The sequence below is a fragment of the Rhodopirellula maiorica SM1 genome (assembly GCF_000346295.1).
Taxonomy (GTDB): domain Bacteria; phylum Planctomycetota; class Planctomycetia; order Pirellulales; family Pirellulaceae; genus Novipirellula; species Novipirellula maiorica.
This window is the reverse complement of the sequence record NZ_ANOG01000025.1, coordinates 28,653-45,120: the sequence shown is the minus strand read 5'-3', so window position 1 is coordinate 45,120 and position 16,468 is coordinate 28,653. Positions and strand designations below refer to the sequence as shown.

Here is a 16,468-nt window from a genome sequence, read left to right as displayed (position 1 = left end):
AATGAAACACGATTATCGACGACGAACCGGCACTGGCTACGCACCACGACCGGCGACGGCAGTCCCAAGCTTGTTTAGAAAGCTTGCCGTGCTAGCCCTCGTGATGGGCGGCCTGTTTACGGTGCTGGCGCCCGTGTCCGCACAGGAGCAAGCAACCAGCGAGCGACCTAACATCCTTTGGATTTTCTCCGAAGACTTGTCGCCATTCATGGGATGTTACGACGATCCGATCAATGCGGGGCATACGCCAGCGATTGATCAATTGGCCGCTGAAGGAGTGTTATTCAAACGCGTCTATGTGCCGGCGCCGGTTTGTTCCGCGTGCCGCTCGGCGATGATCACCGGGGTGATGCAGACGACGACCGGAACGCATCAACACCGGTCGGGACGAACGACCGAAGGACAAATCGTTCCGCCGGATACCCAGATCCACCTTCCTGAAGGAATGAAGACGATCCCAGAATTGATGCGAGCAGCGGGGTACTTTACTTTTAATAGCGGTAAAGACGACTACAATTTTCACTACGATCGTCGAGCCTTGTACAGCGTCGGCAGTAAAGACAATTACAAAGCCGGCATGAACGGATGGCAGGGAAACAAAGCCCGTCATGCCTTGTCGATCAGCGAAGACACCTGGAACGCTCGCGAGGACAAAGACCAACCCTGGTTCGGACAAATCGAGATTAAGGGTGGCAAAGCAAACGCGAAACACACGCGCAAAGGAGAAGTATTGGCGGACGATGATGTTCCGCTGCCACCGTATTTCCCGGACACTCCAGCGCTTCGCAAGTCGTGGACGACGCACTACAACGCCGCTCGCGGTGCCGATGCTTCGGGTCGAAGCGATCCTCGATCAACTAAAATCGGACGGCGAACTCGAAAACACGATTGTGTTCTTCTTTTCGGATCACGGCAGCAACCATTCGCTCCGCCACAAACAATTCTGTTATGAAGGCGGCGTCCATATTCCGCTTGTGATCACGGGCAAGCATCCGGGGCTGAAAGCAGGTACGGTCCGCAACGAGATTATCACGGCACTGGACATCCCGGCGACCACGCTGGCGATGGCGGGTGTCTCGCTGCCCGATTATCTTGACGGCCAAGATCTGTTTAGCAGCGAATACAAGCCGGTTCGCTATGTGATCTCAGCTCGCGATCGCTGTGATTACACGATCGACCGCATTCGCACCGTCCGCTCGGATCAACTGCGTTACATTCGCAATTTCTATCCCGATCGGCCGATGTTGCAGCCGCAATATCGCGACAACAAAAAAGACGTTCTTGATCTGAAACGGCTGCATCAAGCGGGCCAGCTCAATGATTATCAAGAACAGCATTGGTTTGGCGTCCGTCCCACCGAGGAATTGTACGACATCGCCAACGATCCGCATCAGATAAATAATCTAGCCGGCGATCCTCAGTACGCCGACGTCCTTCGCGAACACCGTGACGTTCTGGACAAGTGGATCAAAGAGACGAACGATCAAGGCCAGTATCCTGAATCGGTGGTCCAGCTGAAAGCGACCTACGAGTTGTGGAAGGACAAGTCGGTGTTCAAGAACGCGGACGTTAATCCCGAATACGATCAGTTTCGTAACTAGACCACATTGTTTTTCGCATGACCTTATCCTGTGAATACACGATACGAAACGGTGGCCTCAGCAGGTAACCTTTTTCGGGTTACGGCTGCGTGAGACTGCACCAACAGCGGTACAGCTGACGCGGGCGTAGCAGTTCTAATTCGACACCAAACGCCTCCCCAAGAGCTGATTGAATGACCTTAAAAAATACGACTTGCTGTCTGTTGATGGTATTCACACTGATGTCTGCTTCGCCTGTGGAATCACAAGAGATGGATAAAATGTGGGGCGAGTCGATCGTCAAACTTCGCGCCGATGATGCAGAGCGAGGTCAACTTTTTGCCGATGGCAATTACGCGATGTTCATCCACTGGGGGATCTATTCTCAATTGGCCAACGAGGTCGATGGCAAAACCTATTACGGTATCGGCGAATGGATCATGAATCCACGGATGGCGGGAATTCCGATCCCGCGATACCGCGAATTGGCGAAAACGTTTAATCCGGTGAAGTTCGACGCGATGGCGATCGCTCAGCTGGCCAAAGACGCGGGCATGAAATACATCATTATCACTGCCAAGCATCACGACGGCTTTGCGATGTACCATTCCCAAGCCAACAAGTTCAACATCGGCGATGCGTCGCCGATCAAGTTGGACCCGATGAAAGAATTGGCTGCGGCATGCCAGAAACTGGGTCTCGGTTTTGGCTTTTACTACTCGCATAATCAAGATTGGACGTTTCCCGGTGGCAATAATGGTCCCACCAAGGATGCTCAAGGCAATCCGGCTACCTTTGACGATTACTTTCAAAAGAAATGTTTGCCGCAAGTCAAAGAGATCACCAGCGAGTACGGCCCGATTGTATTGGTCTGGTTCGATACGCCCGGAAACATGCCAAAGAAATACGTCCAAGAATTGGTCGATGTTGTGCGAGAAAATCAACCCAAGGCATTAGTCTCGGGGCGTGCCGGTCACAACCTGGGTGATTACCAATCGCTCGGCGACATGGAAGTGCCACACCAAAACGTCGAGGGACTCTGGGAAGCCGTCGATACCACCAACGATTCGTGGGGCTATGCTTGGTACGACGAGAACTGGAAAACGCCCGAAGAAATCTTGCATCGGTTGATTGCATGCGTCGCCCGCGGTGGTACCTACATGCTGAACATTGGCCCCCGCGGCGACGGGTCGGTTCCCGAGCGGGCTGCGGTCTCGTTGCGAAGTTCCGGCGAATGGATCAAACGTTATCCTCAGGTGGTGTATGGGACCGATGCTTCGCCATGGCAGCATGCGCTGCCGTGGGGCGATGTCACGGTGAAGGGCAACCAAATGTTTTTGTCGGTATTCGAGTGGCCATCCGGTGGCCAGTTGTATTTGCCCGGGCTACAAACCAAGATCCGTTCAGCCCGATTGCTGGCTGGCGATGATGCGAACCCAATTCAATTCGACACGGCAGGCACATGGACTCGCTTTACGCTTCCCGAATGCGCCCCCGACGAACTGGTCTCGGTTATCGAAGTGAATTTGCAGGGAAAACCGGAGGCCGATCCGACTTGGGGGCTCGACCCCGAGGTCGCCACGGAGATCCAAGCCGAGTTCGCCTCGGTATCGAACGCCGTCCAGAAGAAAAAACGCTGGATGGAAAAGTTCGGCGAATGGAAACATGTGATCGAGGTGACCGATTGGCCAACGGGCGACGATGCAACCACAGGCAAAGCGAGCTGGGAGATCGACGTGGTTGTCCCAGGTGATTATCAAGTCGATCTCAGCTATGCCGGCGAAGGACGATTGGTTTGGGGCGTTGCGATCGACGGCGGTCAGTCGATCCAGAACCAGCAAAATGCATCCCACATCTACCAAAATTTTCCGATCGGTTGGCTCAACTTTCCGGCAGCCGGACGCTACACCGTCTCGGCGTCATGTCTTGACGGCAACGTGGAAACCGGAAGTTTGAAGTCAATTACCTTCACTCCGATTCACAAGGAATAAGTCATCCTTTGCCGGACCGCATTAGGCCGAATGCCCGGTGCAGCCACGACCTCTGCAGGTAGGCGGGCATGACAGGATGAAACCTCACTGCTTATGAGCCTTTGCAGGCTGTCGCATATTTCGCCGACGGCCTGGAAAGGCCGTCCTACTTTCTCGGGAACCAACCTGGGCCGTCCCATCGAGCAGAAGGCCCTGCGAGTTTGCAGTTGCGATTGCCTTGCTGTGTGAATCCGCGGCCTCTCTTAACTATCCCCGCCGCCCCTCAGACACCTCGACGTGTCGCAAAACGTTATTGCCACGTCGCAAAATATTACTACCGCCAAAGCGATGGACTCTATGATTATCCCGTCTTGGGGAATCTCATGCCTCGTTGACGCTCTCTAGCGTCAAGCAAAGCGCCCAATGTTATTGATTTTTATAACTTTCTTTAGGGTAGCACAATGTTTTCCACACGAAAGAAATCCGGATTTACGCTCGTCGAATTGCTGGTGGTCATCGCGATCATTGGCGTCTTAGTTGGACTTCTCTTGCCAGCGGTCCAGGCGGCTCGCGAAGCAGCACGCCGAATGAGCTGCAGCAACAATTTCAAACAGATCGGGCTGGCAATCCACAATTATCACGCGGCCTATAACCAAGTGCCGACTCATGGTACCGGCACGCAGCCGGGAACCGCTTCGAACTACTTCTCTCCCTCGACGCTCGGAAACCGAATTCGCTTGAGCATGCTTGTGCCGTCCTTGCCGTTTCTCGAGCAGCAAGCACTGTGGGAGCAGATTTCCAACCCCAATCTCCAACGCACCGACGGCACGGTCCAATCGCCTGCTTGGCCGGCAATGGGACCTACCCCCGATGACATTCAGTACATTCCCTGGACAACAGAGATTTCCGGTTACCGCTGTCCTAGCGATCCGGGCTTTGGGCTTCCTGCATTGGGCCGAACGAACTATGCCGCCTGTGTCGGAGACTCGTCCTGGGAAATCTATTTTGGCCCTTGGAACAACCTGCGAACGGTAAAGAACAACTCCGAAGACGCGCGGGCGGCACATCGCGGCTTCTTCAAACCGATTGACACGACACGGTTTAGTGACTGTTTGGATGGTTTGTCCAACACGATCGCCATGGGGGAAATCATTACGGATCTTGGGGACAACGATAATCGAAGCCAAGTCACCGAATCGGCTGCCAACAGCAGTGCGCCAGGCATTTCGCTCGGAAACATTCGCAATAATCCCTCACGATGCCAGCCCTTGGTCGACGTAACCCGCCCTCGCTTTTGGGATCCACAGTACTTCATGATCTCGCGGACTCTGTTTGCACGAGGCTATCGATGGGCCGACCAAGGCCCACTGTTTTCCGGTTGCATGACGATCCTGTCCCCGAATCGTGAGATCTGCGGTCCTTACAACACGCTTGGAACCACACTGGTCGCCACGATGTCCAGTCGCCACCAAGGCGGTTGTCATGTTTTGATGGGAGATGGCGCGGTGAAATTCGTCACCGATTCCATCGAAGCAGGCGATCCGAAGGCTGGAAATGTTTGGTTAGGTGGCACGGGAGCTCAGGCGCCTGGTTCGGCAAGCCCCTATGGGCTGTGGGGTGCACTGGGGACACGCGCCAGCCGCGAAGTCATCAACGCCGAGTTTTAGACTTCGGCAACACGAACACGCTTTACGACACGCCCGATTCGGATACCGATCCAAGCGTGGCAAACGTCGAGGTCGTCCGACTTCGACACTTAGTTGAATACCAAGGCACCGTCGACGGCGATCCCAAATTACCGTTTCTCAACTCGTTTAATACGACCGTGATTTGCAACAGCCGATGGCGGTGCGACCAACGACTTCACTGCAACCTCGCTACGGGCGTGGGACGTCAAGTCGCGGGGCAGTTACCGCTGGATTGTTTGGAGCGTTTCGCATGGGAGTCCATCGGGTGAAAATACCGCCTTTCAAGAACCGAATGTCGAACGACAGAACTAGCACATGGCGAGCCTATCGGACATGTCAAAGCATCGAAAAATGGATGCGTGGTAGGTCCACTGCTGCAAGCCCCCCAATCAACGTTCCTATCCAGTAAATACTTGATGGTCTAACACATATCGTAGGTATAAAATTTGCCACCAGAACTCTCTGGCGGCACCTACGCTTCCTTTTCCTGTTTTCTGGGCTGTCGTCATTCGCCAGCCACCCTTCTTTTCTTTTTAAGGTAGTGATCATGAATGGTTCGAGAGTAAACCGCGGTTTCACTTTAGTGGAATTGCTAGTCGTCATCGCAATTATCGGAGTGCTGGTTGGCTTGCTGTTGCCGGCGGTACAGGCGGCCCGCGAAGCAGCCCGGCGGATGAGCTGCAGCAACAATTTCAAGCAGCTAGGTCTTGGAATTCACAACTATCATTCCGCGTACGACCAACTGCCCACCCACGGTACAGGGACGCTCCTTCCTAACCCCGGCAAATCGTGGTGGGAACCTACACCTTTGGCTAACAACATGCAGCTAAGCATGCTGGTTGGCGTGCTGCCGTTTATGAGCAGCAAGCATTGTGGGAGCAGATTTCCAACCCTAGCCAAGTCGGCGGAACATGGAATGCCATGGGGCCGACCCCCGATGAAATCACCTACGTGCCATGGACGATCGATATCCCATCGTACCGCTGTCCAAGCGATCCTGGGGTAGGACTTCCCGCGTTGGGACGGACCAATTACGCCGCCTGTATTGGTGACTCGTGTGACGAAACGGCATACGGTCCTTGGCCCAACACACGAATGATCGGCATGACCCGAACGCGTGCACAAACGGCTCAAAAAGCTCATCGCGGCTTCTTCAAACCATTTGATGTTACCAAGTTCCGTGATTGCTTGGATGGGCTGGCGAACACGATTGCGATGGGTGAAATTGCGACCTCGCTGGGCGACAAAGACAATCGGACGGTTTTGCCAAACTTCACATCGGGCAGCAACAATGCAACCATGAGTGCGATTCGCGACAACCCCAAGGCTTGCGAGGGTGTGATCGATCCCGCACGTCCTCGCTTTTGGACTGCGGACAGTCGCCCCACGCGTGCCCGCGGCTATCGCTGGGCGGATGCCAAAACCATTTTCTCTGGCATGACGACGATTTTGCCTCCCAATAGCGAGATCTGCTCACGTACCAATGGCGACGATTTGAACGTCGTTGGATCGGTATCGAGCTATCACCAAGGTGGTGGCCATGTGTTGATGGGTGACGGCGCGGTGAAGTTCATCACCGACTCGATCGAAGCGGGCAACGCGCGTGCAGGCATGGTGTGGGCCTCGGGTACGGGTGCCCAAGCTCCTGGTTCCCAAAGTCCCTACGGGCTGTGGGGTGCACTAGGAACTCGCGCTAGTAAAGAAGTCATCAGCGAATTCTAACTCTTGAAAAGAGCATGCTTCTGATCCGTTGTATCGAAGATGTCCGTCGGCACACTTGACCGGCGGACACCTTTTCCTTCCCCATCAACGAACTTCCTCATTTACCAAACGGTGTTCCAGTGAAACGCTTTGCATTGATTCCCTTATTGCTATCCAGTTTTCTTCCTCTAATGTCGGGTTGCAGTGATCCTAAACCGACCTCGGTGACCGAAGGTTTGCCGCCCTCGGCCATCGAGGAATACAAGGCAAACGAGAAAAAACTGATGGAAGAAACCGAACAGTCAATGAAGTAGCCTTCAGCGACTGCATCCGTTGTGCATGACTGAAAACGCCGAAGGCACTCGCTGCAAATTTGTTTTGCCGAGGTGCCTTCGGTTTTTCATTTCGAGACGAGACGAGTTAAGATCAATACAAGTCCGACACCCCGCGTGAACCAAAACATGGAAAAACTTCTCATGACGAAGATCCCTCGAGCAGTGTTAATCATCTTATTATTGACGTTCGCAACAGGCGTCGTTGACCGAGTGTCGGCGAACGAGCGATCGAGCAAGCCAAACATTCTGTTTATTTTCGCCGACGATTGGGGCTGGGGTGATCTTGGATGCCACGGTCATCCGTATGTAAAAACCCCCAACATCGATCGGCTTGCTCGCGAGGGCACGGACTTTCATCGCTTCACGGTCGCCAGCGGTGTCTGTTCACCGAGTCGCACCGCGGTCATGACGGGACACTTCCCGGCCCGCTACAACATCGACGGGCACTTTGCCTGGGTACCCAGCAATGCCAAACGCAATATGCCGGACTGGTTGGGTGTCGACGCGGTTACGATGCCACGGCTGCTGCAATCAGCCGGATATACGACGGCCCATTTTGGCAAATGGCACTTGTCCAACGACATGATCCCCGACTCGCCCTCGCCAGGCGAATATGGATACGAAACCTACGGCGCGTTTAATTGTTCAGGCGAACAAATGCCAGTGCACGAGGACGCTGACAATGCAATCGAATTCATTGAAAACAGCAACCAAGCCGGCAAGCCATTCTTCATCAACTTGTGGGTGCATGAACCTCACACTCCCTTCCACGTGGTACCGAAATACCGCTGGCGATTTCGCGACAGCGGACTCGAAGAAACGGATGAGATCTATGCATCCGTGCTGGCCCACGCTGACGATCGTATCGGCGAAGTCCTGGATACACTTGACCGGCTTGGTCTAAGCGAAAACACCCTGGTGATCTTCAGTTCGGACAATGGCCCCGCTCGGGGGAAACCAAGTGCGACACTTGATTTGACCTACGACACGGCCACCGGCGCGGGGTTTGGGATTGCCGCATCCAAAGGCATCACCGCGGGACGCAAAGGCTACAAAGCATCGCTGTTCGAAGGCGGCATCAACGTCCCGTTCATCGCACGATGGCCAGGCAAGGTCGCCGCGGGCAAAGTAGACGATCGTCTGATGATTTCAGCCGTTGATTTGCTGCCAACGTTTTGCGAACTGGCGGGCGCGGAATTGCCACCGTCATACACCCCTGATGGGATCAGCCAGTTGAGTGAGTTGCAAGGCAAATCAAGCGATGGTCGCAGCAAGCCGCTGTTTTGGAAGATGAATGGGCATGGTAAACCGCAAAGCGAGAATAATTATCACTGGGTGTCGTACTGTATCGTCGATCAAAACTGGAAGCTGCTTGCAAACGAAGACGCTTCCTACGTCGAACTCTATGACATCGTCGAGGACGCTTACGAAAAAGTGGACTTGAAAGACAGTCATCCGGAAGTGGTATCGGAATTGGTTGACAAGATCGAGAAGTGGAAAACGAGTCTGCCGGCCAAACCGAACGCTAAAAATTTCTCTTCGCTACGTCGTTAACCAGACGCACGCAAGAGTCTGCCCGCCCCACCTATGCTTTATTCCTCACCCCTTCCCGCCGAGATTCCTTCCCAATGACAATGCAACTGCGCTGGGCCGTCCCTTTACTGACTCTGCTGATTCCCCCCCTTGCATCGGCGCAAACTTTTCTGAATGTCTTTCCCAAGCCCACGGCCGAGGTCGCCCGTGGCCAACGTGGCGACACGACGATCACATCCAAGTTCACCCCGAGTGAAAGCTTGTGGGATGAACGACTCGATGAACGACCGGTTTTCCTTGCGGAAATGGTGCACTCGCAAGACGAAGACAACTCGTTCAAGCTGCGGCTCGGCCAAGGCGGACAAATTTATTCACTGCGTGGCCCGTTCGGTGAAAGCGTGCCACCGTCTTGGCGTGCTGCGGGCGGCAAGGTCTCGCCGTGGAACGACGAGGTCTGGCAATTCGTAGCCGTGTGCACCAAATACAACGGCATCGATGGCAGAACCGCTCGCGGTGTCCCCAGCGAAACACTCGAACGCATTCAACAATCGTCGTACGCCACTTCGTTTTTCATCCATAACTCGGGTGCGTACATCCCTGGTAATTCAGCGGTGAAATCGCTGTACTGTCCGCTGCTGGCATCCGAAATGGACGCGCAAAATCGCACGATCCAAATGCTCAACTGGGGCTTGGTTCCACAGATCAAAACGGTTCATCGTTCACCCCTGCTGTACTACACCCAAGTTCGCGACGTTGGTGATGGCGTGATCGAATTGACGTGGGTCGTTCACAACTTCAGCACTCGCGATGACATCGTTTTCGATCACCTAAACGCTCCTTGGGGCGGGACGCGAATTAGCAGTTTACCGCTACGCTACGTTAGCTCTCCTGAAGGCGAACTACTGCAGCGTGAAGGTTTCTTGAGCGAGCACGGAACCGTCGATGTCCGCGATACCGGCGGTTGGAATATTTCATGTGCTTCCGACGACGACGACAGCCCCAGTTTGGCATTGGTCTATGGGCGTGACAAACATCTCGAAGCCGAGTTGCAGCGAAAGGCCGCCGGCCAACCGTATTGCCAGTTCAAACATTCGCTGTATCGCGATTGGCGTGCCAGCGAACCGCTCTACAAAAATGTATGGAAAGACTGGGCAACGCGTCCGGCGAACAGCTTCCGCAACTACGATGTATGCGAAATCATTCCCAAGATCCAAATCGTTCCTGGCAGCACGATCTGGTTTCGCAGCTATCTGGTCGTCGGACAACGGTCCAAAGTCATCCAGCAGGCAACCGGTTTGGTTGACGACGTCGACTATGGGCTACTGACGTTCGATCCGGCCCACTCGCCGATGACAAACGTTGAAAATGTCCAAGTCAAAAATGCATTCCAGGTCTTTACGCAGCCTGTCCGCGGGACGATGCCGCTGATGCGTATACGCAATACAAAAACGAATCAAGAAATCATCACCACCGATCCCTACTACTTCGTCGACAAAGAAAAACTCGATTTCACGCTGCCGACGGATCACCCGCATTACAATTACTATCGTGATACGACGGGGTATTCGATGGATAAAAACAATAGCGAGTGGTTATCGCTGGTCGGCTATGCGTACGTCGACAAACCGACGACCGGAAATTGGCAAAAACTATCCACGTTGCTCGATGCAAGCGAGTTCCCCCAACCCGATTCGCATCACCTCGATCTCTGGGTAAAGATGTCGAATCGCAAGTCGGTTGGTGCGGCGTTACCGGACTAGACGATTCCGTGCTCTTCACTTGACGCATTAAGCAGGCAGGACCGTGATCCACCTATTCCTAAAACTTTGATCGAAACATGAACTATCACTTCTTTTTAATCCTGTTTGTCTCGTTCGCGATCCTGGGGAACCAAGCCCACGCAGAGCAACCAAAGCCGAACGTCATCCTGATCCTAACGGACGATTTGGGCTGGCAGGATTTGAAGTGTTACGACATTGACGAACCATCACCAATGGAAACGCCGAACCTTGATGCGTTCGCAAAAAAGAGCGTAATGTTCTGGCAAGCCTATTCACCGGCGCCTACTTGCGCACCAAGCCGCTGCGCAATCATCAGCGGAAATCATCCGGCGCGTGCTCAGAAGACGCATGTCGTTGGTGGTGCGCCTCCGACCCCGCACAACAAAAAGGGGGCGCGAATGATGGACCCGTGGTACAGCGGCCGCATGCCGGAGGACGAGTTCACATTGGCGCGAGCGCTGAAACAAAATGGATACGTCACCGGCCATTCTGGGAAATGGCATATCGCGATCGATCATCATGCGTTTCCGCAACCCACCGACGTGGGATTCGATTACTCTCGCTCGCATCGAGGAGTGCAAACGGGAATGAAGGATCGCTTATCAGGCTTTGCTACCGATGCAGAGGAGGATCCCTTTCGTCTGGATGAAAACGGATACCCGCTGGATCAGACCAATCAAGATGCACTGACGTTTTTACAGGAAAACAAGGACAAGCCGTTCTTCCTCTACTACGCGACCTGGTTAGTGCATTCCCCCATCCAGACTCGATGCAAAGCGTTGTTAGACAAATACGTCGACAAATTAGGTGTCGACCCTCGCCACACCGTAACTCGAGAAACCGCAGGGCAACTGAACCCGTACTATTGTGCGATGGTCGAGATGTTGGACTATTACTCGGGTGAACTCTTTGACTACTTAGACGAAACCGACGACCCTCGTTGGCCTGGACACAAGTTAAGTGAAAACACCTACGTCATCTTTACTTCTGACAATGGCGGGATGGAAGGCGGTCCGAAGGAACGCTACACCGACAACAACCCGCTGGACCGCGGCAAAATTTCGGCCAAGGAAGGCGGTACGCGTGTGCCGCTGTTCATCGCCGGTCCCGGTATCCAACCAGGCGTTCAGTCCGATGTGATGGTCAACGGACTCGATTTCTATCCGACTATTCTAGCACTGACGGGATCCAGCAAACCGGCAGACAAACAGCTTGACGGATGCGACCTTTCACACTTGCTGCTAAATGACCCGACCAATCCCGCACTGGTAAAACAAGCTGATGGAACGACTCGTGATACAATGATGTGGCACTTCCCTCATGGCGTTGCCTTGGAAAGCACGATTCGCATCGGCGATTACAAACTGATTCGCAACTACGACCATGTGAACAACGACGGAACTGACGAATTGGAACTGTTCCAGCTCTATCAAACCAACGGCAACCAACAACGGCGAGTCGATATCGAAGAAGCCAAAAACCTTGCCGCGGCCATGCCGGAAAAAGCAGAGGCGATGAATCAAAGGCTGACCGAAATGCTGACCGAGATGAACGCCAGCTATCCCAGCTACAATCCTGATTATCACGGCGACCTGCCCGGAAAACATAACGCCTGCACAGTCCTCTCGCACCAAAAGCAAGGAAACGAAGTTAAGTTTCGCTATCAGGAAAACGGCGCAGCGCTTGCGCGAGCAGATTTGATCTATACGCTCAATGGAGGCGATCGCAATGAAGAATGGTTCCGCAAACCGGCAACCATCCTACGGGACAAAAAACTTGTCTCAGTCAAACTACCGCCACAGACCACGCATTACGTTATCAACTTGATTGACGAAAACAATTTCCTTCGCAGCTATCCTGAAATCAACAGAACCAATCAAGCGTATTCGACGCAAGCACTGTCGGTGACGGGCGAACCGAAAGCAGTCGCGCGCCCCTCAGCGTCGATGGCTGAAAAAGACGCTGACAACGACGGTCGAGTTTCGCAAACGGAGTACATCAATCACTTTTCCGCAGGCTTTGACCGCAAAGACAGAAACAAAGACGGCGTGTTAACGCCGGACGAACACGCGCATCCCTCGTTTACGATCGCTGACACAGACGAAGACAAACAGTTGACTCGCGCCGAGTTCGTCTCCATTTTTACGCGTCAATTCGGCAGGCTGGATCGAGACAAAAATGGTTTCATCACGGCGGATGAAATCGATCGGTAGCCGGCGTGAACCGAGGGGCCAAGCAGGTAGGTTGAAATGATTGGCTGAAATTCCATTAGCCGTTTGAGCTAACGCTGTGAAGCATTTTCGTAGCGAAACTCGCCAAGAGTTTCGAGGGGACGTGCGTCATGAAAGGAAAGTCTTGACGAGTTCCGTAAACCTCGAACCTGACTCAATCGATTACCGAAGCCCATTCAGCGGCGCGTCGCAAATGATTAACACGATGTCGCATTTCGTAATCGATCGAGGTACGATCGCAACCATGATGGGCTCAGATAGAGCCGTTTTTGACACATTTATGAGGGGACCATTTGCATTCCCCTTCTCGTCAAAACACCCTCCGATTCGGCCTCGGTGCCCCAAACGCCTACCTCTTTGACGATCGATGGAACTATCATGGTTCTGCATCGGTTAGAATTTGTGGTTTTGCCTCCCGACGCGAAACGCACCTCGACGCGAAATACGAGTAGAACATGAAAAACATATATATGAGTTTACGTCTTGTTTGGCTACTTTGCGTGCCCACGCTGATGGGGGTTGGGGGCGTATCAACCATCTGTGGTGCGGAGACGAACTCACAGCAGACGCCCAACTTTGTTGTCTTTTTGGTGGACGATCTTGGCTTTATGGATGTGGGGCCCAACAACCCCAACGGCTTCTATGAAACGCCGAACATCAATCGATTGGCGGAATCGGGGATGCGATTTACCGACGGCTACGCAGCCAATCCAGTTTGTTCACCGACTCGCTACAGTTTGATGACTGGCAAGTATCCGACACGCGTCGATGCGACCAACTTCTTCTCGGGCAAACGGAGCGGGAAATTTAATCCAGCACCGCTAAACGACAACATGCCACTGGACGAAATCACCATCGCCCAAGCACTCAAGGGGCAAGGATATGCAACCTTCTTCGCTGGCAAATGGCACTTGGGTGAAAGCGAAGAGTACTATCCTCAGAACCGCGGCTTCGACGTCAACATCGGAGGTTACAGCCGCGGCGGTCCTTATTCAGGCAAGCGATACTTCGCGCCGTTTGAAAACCCACAAATGAAGGAAGAAAGTCCTGCTGGCGATCACTTGCCCGACCGTCTGGCCCGCGACACGGCTTCGTTCATTAAAGCCAATCAAGACAAACCGTTCCTCGCGTACCTGTCATTCTATTCGGTTCATACGCCGTTGATGGGGCGACCGGATTTGGTCGAGAAATACAAGAAGAAAGCGTCCGCGATTAGCGGCCAAGAGTTTGCGGACGAAGAACAAGTGATCGGCAACAAGCCACGCAAAGTACGAGTGTTGCAAAAACATGCGGTCTATGCGGCGATGGTCGAAGCCATGGACCAAGCCGTAGGCAAAGTATTGCAGCAGTTGGAAGACTCGGACGTCGCGGATAACACCGTGGTGATCTTCACTTCGGACAATGGCGGACTGTCCACTTCCGAAGGCTCGCCAACCAGCAATCTGCCACTTCGCGGCGGCAAAGGATGGGTTTACGAGGGTGGCATCCGTGTGCCTTGGATCGTACGGTTCCCGGGGATCACAAAACCAGGCTCGGAATCCGCCGAACCAATCTGCTCGATCGACTTATTCCCAACCATTGCCGCTTCGGCAGGAATCAACGTTCAGCATGAAATCGACGGGATCGACATCCGTCCGGCACTCAACGGCAAGTCGCTTGACCGCGAAACTCTGTATTGGCATTACCCGCACTACAGCAACCAAGGCGGCATTCCCGGCGGCGCGATTCGCGAAGGCGATTTCAAATTGGTCGAACGTTATGAGGACGGCCGCGTCCATCTGTACAACCTTGCCACGGATATCGGTGAAACAAACGACCTCGCATCATCAATGCCAGAGCGAGTCGATCAGATGCGAACTCGATTGCACCGATGGTATCAATCCGTCGACGCCAAATTCCTGCAGGAAAAGAACGGCAACCAGCCGTGGAAACCTGAAAATTAGTCAACCGAATCTGCGTTCACGATCCCCTTGCGTTGACAGAACAACGCAAACAATACCAGGAAGCATTATCGATGAAGACACCTTTCGCACGCCCCCGATTCGCTGGATGCCGCTTCGCTGTGGCGTTTCTGATTGGGGTCGCTGCCGGACCGCTCGTCGGTACCGTGCGAGCCGAACAGTCGGGTTCCGAGGTTGGTCCTCCGAACATCGTTTTGGTAATGACCGACGACCAAGGTTACGGTGATCTAGGGTGCCATGGACATCCGTTTCTGCAGACACCAAATCTCGACAAGCTTCACGCTCAGAGCACGCGGTTTACCGATTTCCACGCCAGCCCGACATGTGCCCCGACACGGGCAGCACTGATGTCCGGTCGAGCGCCTTTCAAAAACGGGATCACGCATACGATTCTCGAGCGTGATCGCATGACACTGAGCGCCACCACGATCGCCCAAGTGTTGAAGTCGGCTGGTTACACCACCGGGATCTTTGGCAAGTGGCATCTTGGCGATGCCGATCCCTACCAACCTGAAAATCGCGGATTTGACGAGACCTTTATCCACGGCGCCGGCGGCATTGGTCAAAACTTTGCTGGCACGCAAAGCGACGCTCCGGGCACCAGCTACTTTGACCCCATCATCAAACACAACGGCCAGTTTGTGCAGACAAAAGGCTATTGCACCGACGTGTTCTTTCGCAAGGCACTTGGCTGGATCAAGGAGAACTCGGACGCAAATACCGCAACAGACGCGAAACCGAAACAGCCCTTTTTTGCCTACATCCCAACCAACGCACCGCATGGTCCCTACCACGTCGCGAAACGCTACTCGGATCTCTATAAAGACAAGTGCACTTCGCCAACCGACGCGTTTCTGGGCATGATCGTCAATATCGACGAGAACATGGGACTGCTTATGCAAAAGCTCGACGAGTGGGATTTGGCAGACAATACGCTGTTGATCTTCATGACCGACAACGGCAGTGCCAAAGGAGCAAGTGTCTATAACGCAGGTATGAAAGGGGCGAAAGGATCACCGCACCAAGGCGGTTCTCGAGTGCCGCTGTTCATGCGTTTACCGGGGTTAACCAAGCCGGGTGTCGACATCGACTACTTGAGCCGTCACTACGACCTGTTTCCGACGCTTGCAGAAATCGCCGGTGCGACAGTGCCAACAAATTTGGATTTGGATGGACGCAGCCTCGTGCCCCTGATCAAAGATCCAAACTCCGCCTGGCCCGATCGCAAAACGTTCTTTCACGTCGGCCGCTGGGCTAAGACCGGAGCTCCACGGAATTTTGGCAAAGGCGATCCCAATCCAGATCACTCCAAGTACAAAAACTATGCGGTGCGGAGCGAGAAGTGGCGACTGGTCAACGACGAGTTGTACAATATCCAACAGGACCCAGGCGAAGAGAACAACGTTGCCGCGGAATATCCCGAAGTGTATAGCGAGTTGCATGCTGCTTTTGACGCTTGGTGGGACGAAGTTCGTCCGCTGATGGTCAACGAGGATGCATCGCTGGATGTCGCAAAACCGTTCCGCGATCGCTTTCTAAAGCAAAAAGAGGAAAGCGGCATTCCTGATTGGGACACGCCCGAGATCGACTAAACTCGTTTTCCGCCCCATGAAAAACCGATGCGGCTTGTTGGTTCCAGCAGCCGCATACAGTCGACTATCCCCCTCCCTTTTCATCATTTCCCAGCA

10 protein-coding genes and 1 pseudogene are annotated in these 16,468 nt (G+C 53.8%); all 11 read left to right on the top strand.

Annotated features, from left to right (window positions below; translation table 11 throughout):
* Nucleotide 1: 1 nt before the first annotated feature.
* The 11 genes and pseudogenes from RMSM_RS42225 (at nucleotide 2) to RMSM_RS00925 (ending at nucleotide 16,372) form a co-directional block, all read left to right on the top strand.
* Nucleotides 2–952, top strand: a complete 951-nt coding sequence (locus RMSM_RS42225; RefSeq protein ID WP_008690166.1) for a sulfatase-like hydrolase/transferase — start codon at nucleotides 2–4, stop codon at nucleotides 950–952.
* Complete coding sequence (locus tag RMSM_RS42220) at nucleotides 891–1,601, top strand: sulfatase/phosphatase domain-containing protein (protein WP_236621951.1); 711 nt, start codon at nucleotides 891–893, stop codon at nucleotides 1,599–1,601. Before RMSM_RS42225 ends, RMSM_RS42220 begins: the two co-directional genes overlap by 62 nt.
* Nucleotides 1,602–1,774: 173 nt before the next feature.
* Complete coding sequence (locus RMSM_RS00965) at nucleotides 1,775–3,571, top strand: alpha-L-fucosidase (protein WP_008690164.1); 1,797 nt, start codon at nucleotides 1,775–1,777, stop codon at nucleotides 3,569–3,571.
* Between the two features lie 440 nt (nucleotides 3,572–4,011).
* Complete coding sequence (locus tag RMSM_RS00960) at nucleotides 4,012–5,217, top strand: DUF1559 domain-containing protein (RefSeq protein WP_008690163.1); 1,206 nt, start codon at nucleotides 4,012–4,014, stop codon at nucleotides 5,215–5,217.
* A gap of 568 nt (nucleotides 5,218–5,785) precedes the next feature.
* Nucleotides 5,786–6,960 (top strand): annotated as a pseudogene (locus RMSM_RS00950) (DUF1559 family PulG-like putative transporter).
* A gap of 119 nt (nucleotides 6,961–7,079) precedes the next feature.
* Nucleotides 7,080–7,253, top strand: coding sequence for a hypothetical protein (locus RMSM_RS40520; protein WP_160168202.1), 174 nt, complete (start codon nucleotides 7,080–7,082; stop codon nucleotides 7,251–7,253).
* Nucleotides 7,254–7,424: 171 nt separating this feature from the next.
* Nucleotides 7,425–8,828, top strand: a complete 1,404-nt coding sequence (locus tag RMSM_RS00945) for a sulfatase family protein (protein ID WP_390172471.1) — start codon at nucleotides 7,425–7,427, stop codon at nucleotides 8,826–8,828.
* A 74-nt stretch (nucleotides 8,829–8,902) separates the two neighbouring features.
* Entirely contained in the window at nucleotides 8,903–10,567 is a 1,665-nt protein-coding gene (locus tag RMSM_RS00940; RefSeq protein WP_052031436.1) for a hypothetical protein, read from the top strand.
* A gap of 77 nt (nucleotides 10,568–10,644) precedes the next feature.
* The gene (locus RMSM_RS00935; RefSeq protein ID WP_008690157.1) at nucleotides 10,645–12,801 is read left to right on the top strand and encodes a sulfatase-like hydrolase/transferase; all 2,157 of its coding nucleotides are present in this window, start codon (nucleotides 10,645–10,647) and stop codon (nucleotides 12,799–12,801) included.
* 473 nt (nucleotides 12,802–13,274) lie between these two features.
* Nucleotides 13,275–14,762, top strand: coding sequence for a sulfatase (locus tag RMSM_RS00930; protein WP_236621950.1), 1,488 nt, complete (start codon nucleotides 13,275–13,277; stop codon nucleotides 14,760–14,762).
* A gap of 71 nt (nucleotides 14,763–14,833) precedes the next feature.
* On the top strand, nucleotides 14,834–16,372 hold the full coding sequence (locus RMSM_RS00925) for an arylsulfatase (protein ID WP_081613957.1): 1,539 nt from the start codon (nucleotides 14,834–14,836) through the stop codon (nucleotides 16,370–16,372).
* Nucleotides 16,373–16,468: the final 96 nt, after the last annotated feature.

Coding starts and splice junctions, on each gene's coding strand:
- RMSM_RS42225 (WP_008690166.1), top strand. CDS start 2: ATGAAACACGATTATCGACGACGAACCGGCACTGGCTACGCACCACGA.
- RMSM_RS00965 (WP_008690164.1), top strand. CDS start 1,775: ATGACCTTAAAAAATACGACTTGCTGTCTGTTGATGGTATTCACACTG.
- RMSM_RS00960 (WP_008690163.1), top strand. CDS start 4,012: ATGTTTTCCACACGAAAGAAATCCGGATTTACGCTCGTCGAATTGCTG.
- RMSM_RS00940 (WP_052031436.1), top strand. CDS start 8,903: ATGACAATGCAACTGCGCTGGGCCGTCCCTTTACTGACTCTGCTGATT.
- RMSM_RS00935 (WP_008690157.1), top strand. CDS start 10,645: ATGAACTATCACTTCTTTTTAATCCTGTTTGTCTCGTTCGCGATCCTG.
- RMSM_RS00930 (WP_236621950.1), top strand. CDS start 13,275: ATGAAAAACATATATATGAGTTTACGTCTTGTTTGGCTACTTTGCGTG.
- RMSM_RS00925 (WP_081613957.1), top strand. CDS start 14,834: ATGAAGACACCTTTCGCACGCCCCCGATTCGCTGGATGCCGCTTCGCT.